This is a genomic window from Diaphorobacter sp. HDW4B (genome assembly GCF_011305535.1).
Classification (GTDB): Bacteria; Pseudomonadota; Gammaproteobacteria; order Burkholderiales; family Burkholderiaceae_C; genus Diaphorobacter_A.
Window position 1 is genome coordinate 2,878,032 of sequence record NZ_CP049905.1, and the last position, 16,074, is coordinate 2,894,105.

Consider the following 16,074-nt stretch of genomic DNA (forward strand, 5'->3'; position numbering starts at 1 on the left):
AAAAGGAGATTTTTTGATGAACACCGCAACTCTCGAAGCCAAAGTCCAGGAAGCCGCCCAATCCGACGTGGGCAACCGTCCCGCCGAGGGCCGCATCACCGACGAGGCCGTGGCCGCTGCGCGCGCCATGATCGGCCTGCACCTGCGCCCCGAAGGTCCCTACCTGCAGGACGCGACCGCCGACACGCTGCGCAACTGGTGCAACGGCATCGGCGACCTGAATCCGCTGTACCGCGATGTGGGCTACGGCGCGAGCACGCGTTACGGCAGCGTGGTGGGCCACCCCATGTTCCCGATGGCTTTCGGCTGGCTGGGCCGCACGCGCTGGGGTCTGCCGGGCGTTCACGGTTTCTATGCGGGCAATGACTGGGAACTGTTCCGCAACATCAAGCCGGGCGACCGCATCACCGCCATCGAGCGCGTGGTGGGCGTGGAGGAAAAGGAAAGCCAGTTCTCTGGCCGACTGGTGCTGCAGTACGTGGAAGCCTCGTACTACAACCAGCGCAGCGAGCTGGTCGCACGCGGTCTGGGCACCTGCACACGCCACGAGCGCAAGGCGGCGCGCGATGCGGGCAAGTACAAGGAAATCGTGCAGCACGAGTACAGCGACGAAGAGCGCGACCGCATCGACGAGATGATTCTGGACGAGCCCAAGAACATTCGCGGCGCGGCCGTGCGCTACTGGGAAGAAGTGGAAGTCGGCGAAGAGCTGCCGACGATTGCGCGCGGTCCTTTGTCGCTGATGGACACCATGGGCTTTCTGGTCGGCTGCGGTCGCGGTCACACGCACGGCGTGGTGCTGCAGGCGGCGGTCAAGCATCCGGGTCACTTCTTCCGCAACCCAGAAGCGGGCGGGGGTGTGGAATACACCGGCATCGGTCACCACCGCGAATCGGTCGCCAAGGAAGTGGGCGTGCCCGGCACGTACGACTACGGTCCGCAGCGTTCGTCGTGGATGTGCTCGCTGATCACCAACTGGATGGGCGATGCGGGCGTGCTCAAGCGCGTGCGCACCGAGATGCGCCGCTTCAACATCGTCGGCGACACCACGTTCTGCAAGGGCAAGGTGGTGCGCAAGTATGTGAAGGACAAGACCGGTCTGGTGGACATCGAAATCCAGGCGGTGAACCAGCGCGGCGAGCTGACCACCCCCGGCATCGCCACCGTCGCTCTGCCTTCGCGTGATGTGAAGCTGCCCGCGTTCCTCGACGGCTCGGCCATCGATCTCGAACTGCCAGTGGTGCGCTGAGCACGCGGCGAGCAAGCAAAACAGGCAGAGCAACGCAGACAAGACAGAAGCTGGAAGGAGGTTCCCATGCAAGCCGAATCCGTGTCATCGCCCAAGAGGGGAATGGCGCAATTGCCCCTCGCGGGCTGCCGGGTCATAGAGCGTTCGCGCTCGGTTGCCGCCGCATATGCGGGCAGGCTGCTCGCGGCGATGGGCGCGGAAGTGGTGATGCTGGAACCCCCCGAAGGCTCGGAACTGCGCGGCGCTCCGCCGCTGCTTGAAGACTCGGGCGAGAGCGCGCTGTTCGCCTATCTGTCGCTCGGCAAGCGCAGCATGGTCTGCGATCTGGAAGACGGCACTGCGCGCGCTTCGCTCATGCAGGTGCTGGGCAACGCCAACATCTTCATCGACGACACGCCCGTGGCGCAGCGCGCGGCACTGGGCCTCGATCCCGACAGCATGGCAACGGTCTTTCCGCATCTGGTGCATGTGAGCGTGCTCCCGTTTGGCGCGGCTGGCGACAAGGCGCACTGGAGCGCGGAAGAGATCAATCTGCTGCATTCGGGAGGCGAGGGTTTTCTGCTGCCCAACGGCTTGGCCAACGAGCTGTTTCCCGATCGTCCGCCGCTCAAGATCTACGGCCACTTCGGCAGTTATCAAGGCGGCTGCATGGCGGCGATGAGCGCGCTGGCTGCATGGTGGGCGGCACCGGCAGTGGGCGGGCAGTTCGTCGATGTGTCGGTGCAGGATGCGGTGCTTGCGGTGGGTGCATTTGCGCTGCAGCGGCTGGGTGATGGATCGCTGGAACACCGCACCAGCAGGCGCTTTCGCTACGGCGGCGTGTTCAAGACGCTCGACGGCTACATGGAATTGCTCACGCTCGAAGATCGCCAATGGCGCGGCCTCGTGCAGTTGCTCGGTAGTCCCGCGTGGGCGCTTGATGCGGCCTTGAGCGACCCGCTGGAGCGCAGCCGACGTGGCGATGAAATCAACGGCCATATCCGCGAATGGATGGCGCAACATGCGGTGGACGACATCGTGCGCCGCGCGCAGGAACTGGGCGTGCCCGCTGCCAAATACCGCACGCCGGAAGACGTGGTACAGGGCGATCACGAACGCGCGCGCGGCCTGTTCGCATCGGCCCAATTGGAGAGTGGGCGCGAGGTGGAACTGCTGTATGCGCCGTTCCAGTTCCACTGCTCGCCATTGAAAAGCGAAAGCCGCGTGCCTGCGCTGGGAGAAATGTCGGAGGAAATGCTGTGATCAGTACAACCACAACGGAACGCACAACAACGGCCACGATGAACCGCGACAACGCGCCGCTCGCAGGCGTGCGCATTGCGGATTTCACGATCCACGCGGCAGGCCCGTTCTGCACGCATCTGCTGTCGCAGCTCGGCGCGCAATGCATCAAGATCGAAAGCCAGACCCGGCCCGACGCGTTTCGCAAACCGCACGCGGTCTATGGCCGCATGACGGCGGCCACGTTCGATCAGGTGTCGGCCAACAAGCTGTCGGTGCGGCTCAACTTGAAGAACGCCGAAGCCGTGGAAATCGCCAAGCGCATCGTGGCGGTGTCCGACGTGGCGGCGGAAAGCTTCCGACCCGGTGTCATCAAACGACTGGGTCTGGGCTTCGATGTGCTGCGCGAAGTGAAGGAAGATATCGTCATGCTGTCGCTGTCTTCCTGCGGCCAGAGCGGCCCCGATTCGCACTTCGCGGGTTATGCGCCACTCTTCGGCGCGTGGGGTGGTCTCGGTTGGATGACCGGCTATGCCGATGGTCCGCCCGTCGAAATGCGTCACGTGATGGACCATTCCGCAGGCATGCATGCGGCGTTGGCAACGATTGCCGCCCTGCACCAGCGCCGTCGCACCGGCATGGCCCAGCATGTGGACCTGGCTGCGCGCGAGGTCGCATCCGCCATGATCGGCGACGCGCTTGCCATGGCCAGCGCGGGCTTCACGCCGCAGCGCCCCGGCAATTCCAATCCATCGATGGCTCCGCACGGCGTCTACCCCAGCGCGCGCGCCGACCGCTGGATCACTCTGGCCGTGCGCAACGACGACGAATGGCAGCGCATGCTGCAGGCGCTGAACGTGCAATGCGACGCGCCGCATCTGGCGACCACGCAAGGCCGCATCAAGCATGCGCATGTGGTGGATGAACTGGTCTCGCAATGGCTGTCGCGGCACGACGCCGACGAGATCGCATCGCGCCTGCAGAACGTCGGCGTGAGCGCGCATGTTTCATGGAACATGCAGGACATCGCAGATGACCCGCATCTGCGCGCACGCGGCACGGTCACGCAGGTCAGCGACGACGACGTGCCGCCACGCCCCGCAGTGGGTGCTCCCGCGCGTTTCAGTCGCACCGACGACGTAGGCATCCGCCGCCTGACGCCTGCATTGGGGCAGGATGAGGACTACGTGTTCGGCGAACTGCTGGGCCTGTCCAGCAGACAGCGCGCAGATCTGGAAAGCCGCGAGGTCATTTTGTAGACACGTGGCGGCATCACCATCACCAATGAACAACCACAAGCAATCACAAGACAACAAGTGAAGGAGCGAGGCGTGACTTCGACATCGACATCGATCTATCTGGTTCTGGACATGGAAAACGACCTGGTCCACGACGAGGGCTTCAACGGCAAGGCCGCATACGGCGAACAGGTGCGCGGACGCGGCATCATCGCCAAGACACGCAACGCCATCGACAAGGCGCGCCAAGCCGGTATCCCCATCGGCTTTGTGCGCGTGGGCTTCTCGCCCGACTACCGCGAATGCCCACCGAACTCCCCGATCTTTTCAGGCGCACGCAAGAATGGCATCTTCAAACTGGGCACCTGGGGAACGCAGACTCATCCGGACCTCGGGCAGCGTGAAGAAGACTTCGACATCGTCAAGCATCGCGTGAGTCCGTTCTATGCAACGAGCCTTGAGGCGATTCTGCGTGCGCGTGGTATTCGGAGGATCTACTGCTCGGGGATTTCCACCAACGCCGTGGTACAGGCTACGGTGCGGGAGGGACATGATCGGGATTACGAGATCATCGTGCTGGAAGATTGTTGTTGTGCGCCTTCTGTGGAGGAGCATGAGAATGCGGTGCAGGGGTTGAAGAGGTTTTGTACTATGAGTTCTTCTTCTGATGTGGTGTTTGAGTAGTTGGCTGGCCGGGTCTCGCCCCGGCGGGCGACTCACTTTCTTTTGCTTCGCCAAAAGAAAGTAAGCAAAGAAAAGGCGAGCCCGCTGTCCACGACCCTTCGCTTCGCTACGGGCGACCTGATTCTGGAGGTTCGTCCGGCGCACGGCAGAACTCGACTTCGAGCCCAAGGGCTCTGCGCTCGAACAACTGCCGTGAGTCAGATGTTGAAGTTTTGATCGGCACTTGCCGCTCAAAACCGCCGGACGAACCTCCAGAATCAGGCGTGGCCAGAAGGGCGAATTCGGGAGCGGGGGAGTGATACGGCACTTTGCTTCGCTCGTGCCTGATTCCACCCTCACCCCAGCCCTCTCCCGCCAGCGGGCGAGGGGGTAAGGCGGATACCGAGCGCTGTGCTCTTTCTTGCTCCCTCTCCACCGCTTGTGGGGGAGATGGTTGGGGTGAGGGGGTGTTCGATTCGAGTGCTGCGATATCAGGCAGTCGAGTCGTCAAACCATGCGGGCTATAGTGCAGGACAAACGCACCGCACCGACCGCATCTCGCGAAGTCGCGAGATGCAGCACGAGCGAAGCGAAGTGCCGTAAGCACCTCTTCCAGACTGACTTGCGGCAAGCTGTTTGAACGGAGCGCCTACGGCGCGCAGAGAGTTTTGCCGCAGGTATTCAAAGCGATTTTTGGTGACTTTTTGGCGCAAGCAAAAAGTTACTGCCCAGCCGGGGGCAGTCCCGGCCTCCGTAAATAACGAACAAACGAACGCCAAAAAGGAAAAGAAGAAATGAAAAAGACAACAATTTCCAGAAGCTTCCTCTTCGTCCCAGGAGACCGCCCAGAACGCTTCGACAAAGCCGCTGCCAGCGGCGCAAACGACATCATCCTCGACCTGGAAGACGCAGTCAGCATGGAAGCCAAACCCAAAGCCAGAGAAGCAGTCCAAACCTGGCTGGTTCAAACCAAAAGGCAAGCCTTAGTCCGCACCAACTCAGCCAACACCCCATGGTTCGAAGACGACCTCCGCATGATCGCCGACGTGCAGCAAGCCAATGCGGCAGTGATGCTCCCCAAAGCCGATGCCCGCTCACTGGCTCATGTGGTCGAACAACTCCCCGGTCGACGCATCATCGCTTTGATAGAAACCGTCGCCGCTTACCTCGATCTGAAAGAAATATGCAGCATCAAGGGAATTGAGCAACTGGCTTTCGGAAGTGTGGATTTCTCCACCGAAAGCGGCATTGCCGATGAAGACCACGCGCTGGATTCCGTGCGTGTGCAGATCGTGCTGGAGTCGGCCCGTGCAGGGCTGCTGCCGCCGATCGATGGGGTCAGCGTGAATTTCAGCGATGCCGAGTTGATCATGCAGGACACGCAGCGTTCGCGGCAGTTGGGCTTTGGGGCAAAGCTGTGCATTCACCCCGCGCAGGTGGGGCCGGTGAACGCCGCGTTCGAGCCTTCCGCTGCAGAGGTGGATTGGGCGCGCCGCGTGCTGGCTGCGTTTGAAGCAAGCGCGGGCGCGGCCACGGCGGTGGATGGCAAGATGATCGACAAGCCTTTGGTGGACAAGGCGCAGCGCATCATGAGGATGGTGATGGCTGCGTCGGCGAACTGATCCATTCAAACCAAATCAATCCGTTCACTTCCTCGCTCGCAGCAACTCATGTGCGCGGGCGAGGTCGTCCATGGTGTCGATGTCGGTGACCACGCCTTCGTCATCGACGGCTAGATCGAGCACTTGCCCGCGCGCTCTCGCGTCACGCACGATGGGGGATGCGCCTTTGTCGCCATGCAGCGCGGTGAGTGCGGCAAAACAAGCGGTGGAGAACGCCACGGGATGGCCCTGCTTGCCTTCAAAGAATGGCATCACCACGTCGTGCGTTCCTTCCACCAGTGTTTGCGCAACCAGCACCAGCGTGGCGGGCCGCACCAGTGGCAGGTCTCCGGGGATGATCAGCCAGCCGTTGGCATCAGGCGTCGCGCGCACGCCAGCGGCAATCGAATCGCCCATGCCCGCGCCGCCTTCACCCTTGCGCACCAGATGCCATGGCAGGCCCGATTGCTGTGCGGCCTGGATGGAGCGTTCCAGCACGGCCATGCCGTCGAGCAGAGCATCAAGCTTGTGCGTGCTGCCGCCCGATGCGCGAAAGCGCGTGCCGCTGCCTGCGGCGAGGATCAGCACGGTGGGATGGCGGTCGGAACTGGTGGATTGCATGACGGTGGATTTTTTCATATTGGGCTTCCAAGTACAGGACAACTGCCATTGAGTGGTTTTGCGCATTGCCAACGCGCGTTGCGCTGCATGATGTGGTCATGCATTCCGTCGCATAGAATGCGGCGAAACCAATGCATCGTGCACGACCGCACGCAGGCAGACCTCCGCAACGCAGCTGCAGACGGCATACGGTCCATGCAACTGCGATGGATTGATGGCAGGATTCGACGGGCAACACATGGATTACCGAACCAAAGAAGAACAAGTCGCTGATTACCTGCGTGAACGCATCATCTCGGGCGTGTACCCGCGCGGCTCGCGTTTGAAGCAGGCCGAGATCGCCGAAGAGCTCAAGCTCAGCATCACGCCGGTGCGCGAGGCGCTCAAGCTGCTGGTGGCAGAAGGCTATGTCAGCGGCGATTCGTATCGCGGTGCGCGCGTTGTGCCGTTCGATCCGGCCGCGTCGGCCGAAATTCTCAATCTGCGTCTGCTGCTCGAAGCGCAACTCGTGCGCGGCGTGGTGCAGAACATCACCTCCAAGGATCTGGAGGAACTGCATGCCCTGGGGGCCGAGTTTGCCAAGGCGTTTGCCGATGGTGACCGCGCCGCTGCGCGTGGCGTGAATTACCGCTTTCACCGCCGCATGTATGACATCGCCAACCTGCCGCAGACGCTGCATTTCGTGCAGATTCTCTGGGCGCGCTATCCGTTCGACGTGATCAACGCGGCGCAGAACCGCGGGCAGGATGCCGTCGAGGAGCACAACGAAATCCTCGAAGCGCTGGCCACGGGCGACGCTGCTTCCGCGATGATCGCGATGCGCAAGCACATCGAATCGGGTTGGACGGTGCTCAAATCGTCGGCGCTGGCGGCCACCGAAGACGAATAACCTTTGGCGGCTCATAGCCGTTGGTGCTCAGGCTATGCTGCATCTCACACGAAGTGAGACAACAGCCATGACTGACTCTTCCCGATCGAAGAAGGCCAACGACACAGCCAAGAAGTTCGCCGCTCAACCCGGCAGCACGCCGCTGGTGCTGGATTCGCCGCACAGTGGCACGGTCTATCCCGATGATTTTGGCTCGGCGCTGCCGCTGGCCGTGCTGCGTCAGGCCGAGGACACGCACGTTGAAAAGCTCTACGACTTTGCGCCGCTGATGGGTGTGGCCTGGGTCGAAGCGCTGTTTCCGCGCATTTATCTCGATGCGAATCGCAACACGACCGAGGTCGATGTCGAACTGTTCGACGGCGACTGGCCGCATGCGGTGACCGAGGACGAGGTCACGCTGCAGAAGGTGCGCTTGGGCAAGGGGCTGATCTGGAAGTTCACCGACGACGGTCAGGCGATCTACGAACGACAGCTCACGGTGGAGGAGGGCCAGCGGCGCATCGCCGAATGCTGGACGCCGTATCACGCCGCCGTGTCGGATGCCATTGATGCGGCGCATGCGCGGCATGGCTACAGCATTCATATCAACTGCCACTCGATGCCGTCGGTCGCAGCCAGCCACGCGACGCTGCATCCGGGACTCGAACATGCGGACTTCGTGATCGGCGACCGCGATGGCTCGACCGCATCCCCCGCGCTGTCCAGTCTGGTGTGCGAGTTTCTGCGCGGGCGTGGCTACGACGTGGAATACAACCACCCCTACAAGGGTGTGGAGCTGGTGCGCCGCTACGGCAAACCCGAGGAGCACCGCCACAGCATCCAGATCGAGATCAACCGGCGCATCTACATGAACGAAGAAACGCTGGAGATCGTGCAGCCGGGATTCGACAAGCTCAAAGGCGACCTGCGCGATCTGGTCGAGCAACTTCTCAAAACCGATCCACGCAAGCTCTGAAAACAGCACATCCCCGGTTTTCAAGCAGCGGACCTGAGAAGCTCATGCGGCGCTTGAATAGACAACCCCAACGCAGAGACAGGGCCTGAGACGAGGCGCTGCCGACGCGGACAGTACTTCGGTACGGCAAGGAGGCACAACGAAGGATCAGGCCCTGTATCTGCGTCTCAAAACGACCAACCCATCGAAGCCAAAGGCTTCGTCAGCCACAACACAAGAAATCAAGTACCGCAGTGCTTGAGCGGCTTGCCGAGCAGGGCGGTGCGCAACTGGCCCTCGGCCTTGGCTCGCAACGCATCATCGGCGGTGGGCAGGCGCAGGGTGTAGACGTTGGTCTCCTTGCGCTCGACCACGACCTTGGCGGTGCGCACGCCCTTGGACGTCAGTTGCGAGAGCGCGCGCTGTGCGGCTTCGTCCGTCGAGAAACGGCCCAGCGACAGACCGGGCTCGAAGGCCGCGCCGGGGCGGTCGTAGTCGATCTGCAGGTTCTTGAGTTCGGAGCGCTTCTTGGCGACGGCGTCGTCATCGGGCAGCTTGCCGATGTAGACCATCCAGCGACCGGGAACGGGCGTGGGGTCGAACCTCCAGCTGTTGGCCGGCAGCGCACTTTGGGCGGCGATGCGCAGGGTCTGCATCTGCTGCTCGTCGTACGAGCCCGCTTGCAGGCAGACCGTGCGTTGCGGTGGCGTGGCAGGAGCGGGCGCTGATGCGGCGGGCACGGGCGTTGGAGCAGCAGCCACAGCGACGGACGCGGCACTGGCTGGCGCGCTGGGCGTGGACGCGGGTGCCGATGCTGCAGAAGCTGCCGCAACAGTCGCTGACGCAGCCGAGGCTGATGCCTGCGCGGCCACGCTCACGGGCGTCACCTGCATCTTCTGCGGATCGATCTGCTGGTTCAGCCGCTGGGGCTCGGACTGCACGGTCGGGCCGTAGCCCATGTCGCGCAGCATGCCCTGCGACCATGCGTAGTAGCCCGCATTGGCGAGCAGCAGAACGATGACGGCGATGCGCAGCATGATGTGGTGATCCCTCTTGTCGATTCGTGTTTTTCTGGGTGCGACGTGGTTTTATGCCGATGGTCCCGGCAGCGGCTGACCGGCCGGTCGCACGCTGATGTCGGCGCTGGTGATGGCCTGCACGCCCGCAGCGGTTTCGACCAGCAGGGTGCCATCATCGCTCACGCCGCGCGCTTCACCGCTTTCGCCGTTGCTCAGATTTACCGTGCGTCCACGCAGCAGGTCGCGTTGTTCAAAACGTTGCTTGAACGGCGCAAAGCCGGTGCGCGCAAAGGTCTGCAGCGTCTGGATGAGCGGCGGGATGATGGCGAGCAGCGCTTCGGGCGCGGTCCAGCGGGCGTCGATTTCGGTGAGGCAGGCGGGCTGCGTCGTCATGCCGTCGCCGGGGCGCGGCAGCACGTTCAGGCCGATGCCGACCACCACATAGCGCAGTGCGTTGTCGGGCTCGGTGGCGTACATGCCTTGCGGGGCGACGAAGCTCGCGGTCTCGACCAGGATGCCGCCGAACTTGCGGTCGCCCGACAGCCACAGGTCGTTGGGCCATTTGAGGCCGACGCGCGGCACGCCGCTGTCATCGCGCGGAATCTCGGGCTGGATGCTGTCCGCCACGCTCACACCCACGGCCAGCGACAGGCCGGACCACTCCTTGGGGCGGATCGGCAGGCCGAGCGACATCATCAGCGATGCGGGGCCATGGTCCTCGGCATGCTCGGTCTCCTGGCTTTGCCAGGGGCGGCCGAGGCGGCCACGGCCTGCGGTCTGCTCTTCGGTGACCAGCAGAATCGGTTCGCAGCGCCCGGCGCGCGCGCGGCGCATGAGTTCGGTGTTGGTCGAATCGATGGAGGGCACGACCTCGACGCTGAAATCGGGCACGGAGCCCACCACAGCCTGCCAGATGGCTTCCGAAGGCCAGCGGATGGGCGGGCGTGCGGCCGAGGCGTTTCTCGCGCTGTCGTCGCTCACTTTTTGCTGTCCTTGGCCTTGGTTGGCTTCTTGTCCTTGTTTTTTGCGGGTTTTTTGTCCGAGGTCGTGGGCTTGTCGGATTTCTTGTCGGCCTTCTTCTCTGCCTTCTTGTCGGACGGCTTGGCCGTCTTCTTCTCGGATTTTTTGGAGGATTCAGCTATCTTTTTTGCATCCGATTTGGCTTCGGAAGCAGGTTTTTCGGCTTTTTTCTTCGTTTTCACCGGCTCCATGCCCTTGGGCGCCCAGCCGCGCTTGGGGGCCAGCAGGGTGCCGCGGCAGTCATCACTGCCACACCAGCAGGGATATTCGGCTTTGAGTTTCGGGGTATAACGCTCTTCGATAATCAGGCCGTAGTCGTAATTGAGCTCTTCGCCTGCGTGGATATTGCGCAGGGCAGTGATGAAAATCCGGCCGTCGATTTCATCTGCAAAACAGTTGGGATCGCAGCTGTGGTTGATCCAGCGCGCGGAGTTTCCGCCGCGCTTGGCATCGATGACGCGGTCTTCGTCCACATGGAAATAGAACGTGTGATTGGGCTGCTTGGGATCGTGCGGATGCCGATCCTGCGCTTCCTGCCAGCCGATGACCTCGCCGATGTACTCGATGAGAACTTCGCCCTCCGCGATGTCCTCCAGAGCAAAGACGCCCTTGCCATGCACGCCCGAGCGGCGAGTCTGGATGCGGCGGCCCGGCGGGATAGTCGGGATATTCGAGGGTGCGTTGCGGGCCATGGCTGAAAACTCTGTTAATTTGAATATGTACACATGCGTGCGCGTGCGCGCGTGAAGCCGAATTGTAGAAGCGCCGTAAAGGCCAACCCACACAAATGAATAAAACGCTGGTCATTGCAGAAAAACCGTCGGTTGCACAAGACATCGTGCGTGCCCTCACGCCCGTTGCCGGCAAGTTCGACAAACACGAAGATCATTTCGAGAACGACCGCTACGTGGTCACCAGTGCCGTGGGCCATCTGGTCGAGATCCAGGCCCCCGAGCAGTTCGATGTGAAGCGCGGCAAATGGAGCTTTGCGCACCTGCCGGTGATTCCGCCGTTCTTCGACCTGAAGCCGGTCGACAAGACCAAGACGCGCCTGAACGCCGTGGTCAAGCAGGCCAAGCGCAAGGACGTCACCGAACTCATCAACGCCTGTGACGCGGGCCGCGAAGGCGAGCTGATCTTCCGCCTGATCGAGCAATACGCGGGCGGTGCCAAGGGCGCTTTGGGCAAGCCGGTGCAGCGCCTGTGGCTGCAGAGCATGACGCCGCAAGCGATCCGCGACGGCTTCAACCAGCTGCGCTCGGACAAGCAGATGCAGGGCCTGGCCAACGCCGCCCGCAGCCGCTCCGAGGCCGACTGGCTGGTCGGCATCAACGGCACGCGTGCGATGACCGCGTTCAACTCGCGCGATGGCGGCTTCTTCCTGACCACCGTGGGCCGCGTGCAGACGCCGACGCTGTCGCTGGTGGTCGAGCGCGAAGAAAAGATTCGCAAGTTCGTGAGCCGCGACTATTGGGAAGTGCACGCAGGCTTTCACGCCGAGGCGGGCGAGTATCTGGGCAAGTGGTTCGACCCCAAGTGGAAGAAGAGCGAAGACGCCGAAGCCCGCGCCGACCGCCTGTGGAACCATAAGGACGCCGTGGCAATTGCCGAGGCCGTGCGCGGCAAGCCAGCGACCGTCACCGAAGAATCCAAGCCCACCACGCAGGCATCGCCGCTGCTGTTCGACCTGACCAGCCTGCAGCGCGAGGCCAACGGCAAGTTCGGCTTTTCCGCCAAGACCACGCTCGCGCTTGCGCAGAGCCTGTATGAACGCCACAAGGCGCTGACCTACCCGCGTACCGATTCGCGCGCGCTGCCTGAGGACTATCTGCCGGTCGCCAAGCAGACCTTCGACATGCTGGCGCACAGCGGCATGCGCCATCTCGCACCGTTTGCGCAGCAGGCGATCAACGACAACTACATCCGTCCGTCGAAGCGCATCTTCGACAACAGCAAGGTGTCGGATCACTTTGCCATCATCCCGACCACGCAGGCACCAAGCGGCCTGTCGGAAGCCGAACAGAAGCTGTACGACCTGGTCGTGCGCCGCTTCATGGCAGTGTTCTTCCCGAGCGCCGAACACCAGGTGACGACCCGCATCAGCCAGGTCGTGGGCCACAGCTTCAAGACCGAAGGCAAGGTGCTGGTCAAGCCGGGTTGGCTGGCCATCTACGGCAAGGAAGCGGCCAACGAAGTCGAAGGCGGCAAGGAAGGCGACAAGGGCCAGCCGCTGGTGGCCGTCAAGCCCGGCGAAACGCCGCGCACCGAACATGCCGATGCCAAGGGTTTGAAGACCAAGCCGCCCGCACGCTACTCGGAAGCCACGCTGCTGGGCGCGATGGAAAGCGCGGGCAAGCAGATCGACGACGATGAATTGCGCGAAGCCATGCAGGAAAAGGGCCTGGGCACACCAGCCACGCGCGCGGCCATCATCGAAGGTTTGATCACCGAAAAATACATGCTGCGCGAAGGCCGCGAGCTGATCCCCACGGCCAAGGCGTTCCAGCTCATGACGCTGCTGCGTGGCTTGGGCGTGGAAGAACTCTCGCGCGCCGACCTGACCGGCGAGTGGGAGTACAAGCTCTCGCAGATGGAAAAGGGCCAGCTCTCGCGCGAAGCCTTCATGCAGCAGATCCAGGCGATGACGGAAAAGCTCGTCAAGAAGGCCAAGGAATACGACCGCGACACCATCCCCGGCGACTACGCGACGCTGGAAACCCCATGCCCCAACTGCGGCGGCGTGGTCAAGGAAAACTACCGCCGCTTTGCCTGCACCGGCAAGGCCGGTGGCGATGGCGCAGGTTGCGGTTTCTCGTTCACCAAGTCGCCCGCAGGCCGCACGTTCGAAACGCAGGAAGCCGAAACGCTGGTGCGCGACCGTCGCATCGGCCCGCTGGAAGGCTTCCGCTCCAAGGCGGGTTGGCCGTTCACGGCCGAAGTCGCCATCGTGTGCGATGAAGAGAACAACAACTACAAGCTCGAATTCGACTTTGGCGACGACAAGGCCGATGAAGAGTCGGGCGAACTGGTCGACTTCTCCGCGCAGGAAAGTCTGGGCAAGTGCCCGGTCTGCGGCGCGCCCGTGTACGAGCATGGCGCGAACTATGTGTGCAGCAAGTCCGTTCCCACGCAGGCGCAACCCACGCCGAGCTGCAAGTTCAAGAGCGGCAAGATCATCCTGCAGCAACCCATCGAGCGCACGCAGATGAACAAGCTGCTGGAAACCGGCAAGACCGATCTGCTCGACAAGTTCGTGAGCATGCGCACGCGCCGCGCGTTCAAGGCCTTCCTGGTGTGGGATGCCAATGAAAGCAAGGTGAATTTCGAATTCGAGAAGCGCGACTCGAAGTTCCCACCGCGCAAGACGGCAGCAGGTGCGGCAGCGAAGACTCCTGCAGCCAAGAAGACCACGGCAGCGGCCAAGAAAGCGCCTGCTGCGAAGAAGGCCGCGACCAAGAAGGCACCTGCGGCAGGCACTTTGAAGCCAAGCGCAGAGCTGGCCGCGGTGATCGGCGACGGCACCGTCTCACGCCCCGAAGTGGTCAAGAAAATCTGGGACTACATCAAGGCCAACAATCTGCAGGATCCGGCGGACAAGCGTTCGGTGATTGCCGATGCGAAGCTGCTACCTGTCTTCGGCAAGGATAAAGTGACGATGTTTGAAATTGCTGGCATTGTCGGCAAGCACATCAGCTGATTTTTGTTTTTGAGACGAGGCCTTGGCGGCCTCGATGAGTCGCTCGTTTTGAGATGACGATATGGCCTCTCATGCTTTGTTGCAAAGCCTTGGCCAGTACGAAAGTACTGTCTGCGGCTTTGCGTCGCGCCTGAGGGGCCATCTCGTCATTGGGGTGGGTGATTCGAGCGTCCTGCACGCTGCTGAGTTCGCTGTCTTTTAATACCAAGGCCTTGTGGATTGACGTTGTGCTGATCTGTGCTTTTTTGAGATTGATCTTGTTCAGTCGTATGTAGTTTGGGTTGGGCTGAATATGACCCATCACATGCATGCATGATTAATCAATGAACCACCCCGGAACCCTGATGTAGAGTGGTTTTCACTCATATGTTCAGTGTTTCGAGGGAGGTTGAAGTGCTCAATTTGCGAGGCGCAAAACGCGTCGTTATTCTGGGTGGAGGGACTGCGGGCTGGTTTGCTGCTTTGTCGCTTCGCAAGATTTTCAGTGCGGCGGTGGAGGTTCGGGTGATCGAGTCTTCGCAGATCGGCATTGTGGGGGTGGGCGAGGGAGGGCTGCTCAATCTGCAGAGTGCGCTGCTTTCGCTGGACATCGATCTGGACGATTTCGTGCGCGAGACGCATGCCACCTACAAGTGGGGCTTCAGCTACGAGGGCTGGCGCACGGGCGAGAAGGACGACCGGTATTTCCACCCGTTTGCGTCGTCGGACGGTGTGGCCTCCAAATGGGAAAAGAGCGGCAGCTTTCCGCTGATTGCCGCGATGATCCACAACGGCATTCCCATGCCGGACTACCTGCGCGGCATGGACCTCATCAAGGGCAATGCGAGCCAGCAGGAGGCCAAGAAGGCGCTGGATGCCAAAGAAGTGGACATCATCAGTTCCTTCCATTTCGACAGCTACAAGATCGCCGAATACCTCAAGAAGATTGCGCTGTCGCGCAACATCGTGCATCAGGATGCGATGGTGAATGAAGTGCAGACCGACGAGCGTGGACGGGTCGTGGCGCTGACCACGCGAGAGGGTGAGCGCATCGAGCTGGACTTTGTGGTCGATGCGAGCGGCCTGTCGCGCAAGATCATCGGCAAGGTGGTGCCCAGCCAGTGGCATTCATTCAGCGAGCATCTGCTGCTTGATCGTGCGATTCCGTTCTACATGCGGCATCCGGAAAAGAATCCGGGGCTGGTGAGTCGTGCCATTGCGTTGTCGGCGGGCTGGATGTGGCAGATACCGCTGCAGGATCGCGTGGGTGCGGGCTATGTGTACAGCAGCAAGCACATCTCGGATGAGGATGCGGCGGCGGAGATTCAACGCACGCTTGGTTATGACGTGCAGCCGCAGCGCGTGATTCGCTTCGAGCCCGGTTGCTTCGAGCAGGTCTGGGTGGGCAATGTACTGAGCGTGGGGCTGGCCTCGGGCTTTGTGGAGCCGCTGGAGGCCACGTCGATCGGGCAGATGGTCGAGACCGTGCGCAACTTTGTGCGGGTGCTCACCTTGAGCCAGGGCGTGGTGTCGGACAACGCGATCCGCGAGTTCAACGAGTCGAACCACCATTCGTGGCTGGAGGTGCGCGACTTTCTGCGCATGCACTACGACTGCCCGCGCCGCGACACGGCGTTCTGGCGTGATGTGGCGAAAGTGCCCTTGCCCGAGACTTATCGTGCGCTTAAAGAGTGCATGCAACTGCGTGCGCCGCGCTTGCTCGATCTGGAAGGCTACATCCTGCATGGCCGGCGCGGCATCTTCCATGTGATCAACTGGATGTTCGTCGCCACCGGTCTGGGCTTGATTCCGCGCGATGCGGTGAAGACCGAGTTGATGGCGCTGCCGCCCGAAGGCAAGCAGGCAGTGGGGGAGTTTCTTGCGTGGCTCAAGCAGCGGCAGGAGGGGACTGTGATACCCGCGTAAACGGCGTCGCTGAAAAA

14 protein-coding genes are annotated in these 16,074 nt (G+C 62.1%); 9 read left to right on the forward strand and 5 right to left on the reverse strand.

The annotated features are described in order from the left end of the window. Window positions 1-16: 16 nt before the first annotated feature. From G7048_RS13150 to G7048_RS13170, 5 genes are all read left to right on the forward strand, one after another. Entirely contained in the window at window positions 17-1,249 is a 1,233-nt protein-coding gene (locus G7048_RS13150) for a MaoC family dehydratase N-terminal domain-containing protein (RefSeq protein WP_166068575.1), read from the forward strand. Window positions 1,250-1,315: 66 nt separating this feature from the next. Next, window positions 1,316-2,491 carry a CoA transferase gene (locus G7048_RS13155; RefSeq protein WP_205750273.1) on the forward strand — a complete coding sequence of 392 codons (1,176 nt, stop codon included), beginning with the start codon at window positions 1,316-1,318 and terminating at the stop codon, window positions 2,489-2,491. After that, window positions 2,488-3,729: a CaiB/BaiF CoA-transferase family protein gene (locus tag G7048_RS13160; protein ID WP_240932975.1), complete on the forward strand. Its 1,242-nt coding sequence runs from the start codon at window positions 2,488-2,490 to the stop codon at window positions 3,727-3,729. Before G7048_RS13155 ends, G7048_RS13160 begins: the two co-directional genes overlap by 4 nt. A 72-nt stretch (window positions 3,730-3,801) precedes the next feature. Next, complete coding sequence (locus G7048_RS13165; protein WP_240932976.1) at window positions 3,802-4,392, forward strand: cysteine hydrolase family protein; 591 nt, start codon at window positions 3,802-3,804, stop codon at window positions 4,390-4,392. Between the two features lie 773 nt (window positions 4,393-5,165). Further along, complete coding sequence (locus G7048_RS13170; protein WP_166068576.1) at window positions 5,166-5,993, forward strand: CoA ester lyase; 828 nt, start codon at window positions 5,166-5,168, stop codon at window positions 5,991-5,993. Between the two features lie 24 nt (window positions 5,994-6,017). Here the strand turns inward: G7048_RS13170 and G7048_RS13175 are convergent, their stop codons facing one another. Further along, on the reverse strand, window positions 6,018-6,611 hold the full coding sequence (locus tag G7048_RS13175; protein ID WP_240932977.1) for an NTP transferase domain-containing protein: 594 nt from the start codon (window positions 6,609-6,611) through the stop codon (window positions 6,018-6,020). A gap of 220 nt (window positions 6,612-6,831) precedes the next feature. On the opposite strand from G7048_RS13175, the gene G7048_RS13180 reads away from it, so the two are divergent. Further along, the gene (locus tag G7048_RS13180) at window positions 6,832-7,482 is read left to right on the forward strand and encodes a GntR family transcriptional regulator (RefSeq protein WP_166068577.1); all 651 of its coding nucleotides are present in this window, start codon (window positions 6,832-6,834) and stop codon (window positions 7,480-7,482) included. Window positions 7,483-7,549: 67 nt separating this feature from the next. Further along, window positions 7,550-8,437, forward strand: coding sequence for an N-formylglutamate amidohydrolase (locus G7048_RS13185; RefSeq protein ID WP_166068578.1), 888 nt, complete (start codon window positions 7,550-7,552; stop codon window positions 8,435-8,437). A gap of 221 nt (window positions 8,438-8,658) precedes the next feature. Here the strand turns inward: G7048_RS13185 and G7048_RS13190 are convergent, their stop codons facing one another. From G7048_RS13190 to G7048_RS13200, 3 genes are read right to left on the reverse strand one after another with little or no spacing between them, the layout of a single operon-like run. Further along, the gene (locus G7048_RS13190) at window positions 8,659-9,453 is read right to left on the reverse strand and encodes an SPOR domain-containing protein (protein ID WP_166068579.1); all 795 of its coding nucleotides are present in this window, start codon (window positions 9,451-9,453) and stop codon (window positions 8,659-8,661) included. 51 nt (window positions 9,454-9,504) lie between these two features. Continuing rightward, a complete protein-coding gene (locus tag G7048_RS13195) occupies window positions 9,505-10,416 on the reverse strand; it encodes a biotin--[acetyl-CoA-carboxylase] ligase (protein WP_166068580.1) in 912 nt (303 codons plus the stop codon). Next, window positions 10,413-11,147, reverse strand: coding sequence for an SET domain-containing protein-lysine N-methyltransferase (locus G7048_RS13200; RefSeq protein WP_166068581.1), 735 nt, complete (start codon window positions 11,145-11,147; stop codon window positions 10,413-10,415). The genes G7048_RS13195 and G7048_RS13200 overlap by 4 nt, the downstream gene beginning before the upstream one ends. 95 nt (window positions 11,148-11,242) lie before the next feature. Here G7048_RS13200 and G7048_RS13205 point away from each other — a divergent pair, with 95 nt between their 5' ends. Further along, window positions 11,243-14,152, forward strand: coding sequence for a DNA topoisomerase III (locus G7048_RS13205; protein WP_166068582.1), 2,910 nt, complete (start codon window positions 11,243-11,245; stop codon window positions 14,150-14,152). Here the strand turns inward: G7048_RS13205 and G7048_RS13210 are convergent. Beyond that, on the reverse strand, window positions 14,145-14,453 hold the full coding sequence (locus G7048_RS13210; RefSeq protein WP_166068584.1) for a hypothetical protein: 309 nt from the start codon (window positions 14,451-14,453) through the stop codon (window positions 14,145-14,147). The genes G7048_RS13205 and G7048_RS13210 overlap by 8 nt on opposite strands. Window positions 14,454-14,545: 92 nt before the next feature. Here G7048_RS13210 and G7048_RS13215 point away from each other — a divergent pair, with 92 nt between their 5' ends. After that, complete coding sequence (locus G7048_RS13215) at window positions 14,546-16,057, forward strand: tryptophan halogenase family protein (RefSeq protein ID WP_166068586.1); 1,512 nt, start codon at window positions 14,546-14,548, stop codon at window positions 16,055-16,057. Window positions 16,058-16,074 lie beyond the last annotated feature (17 nt).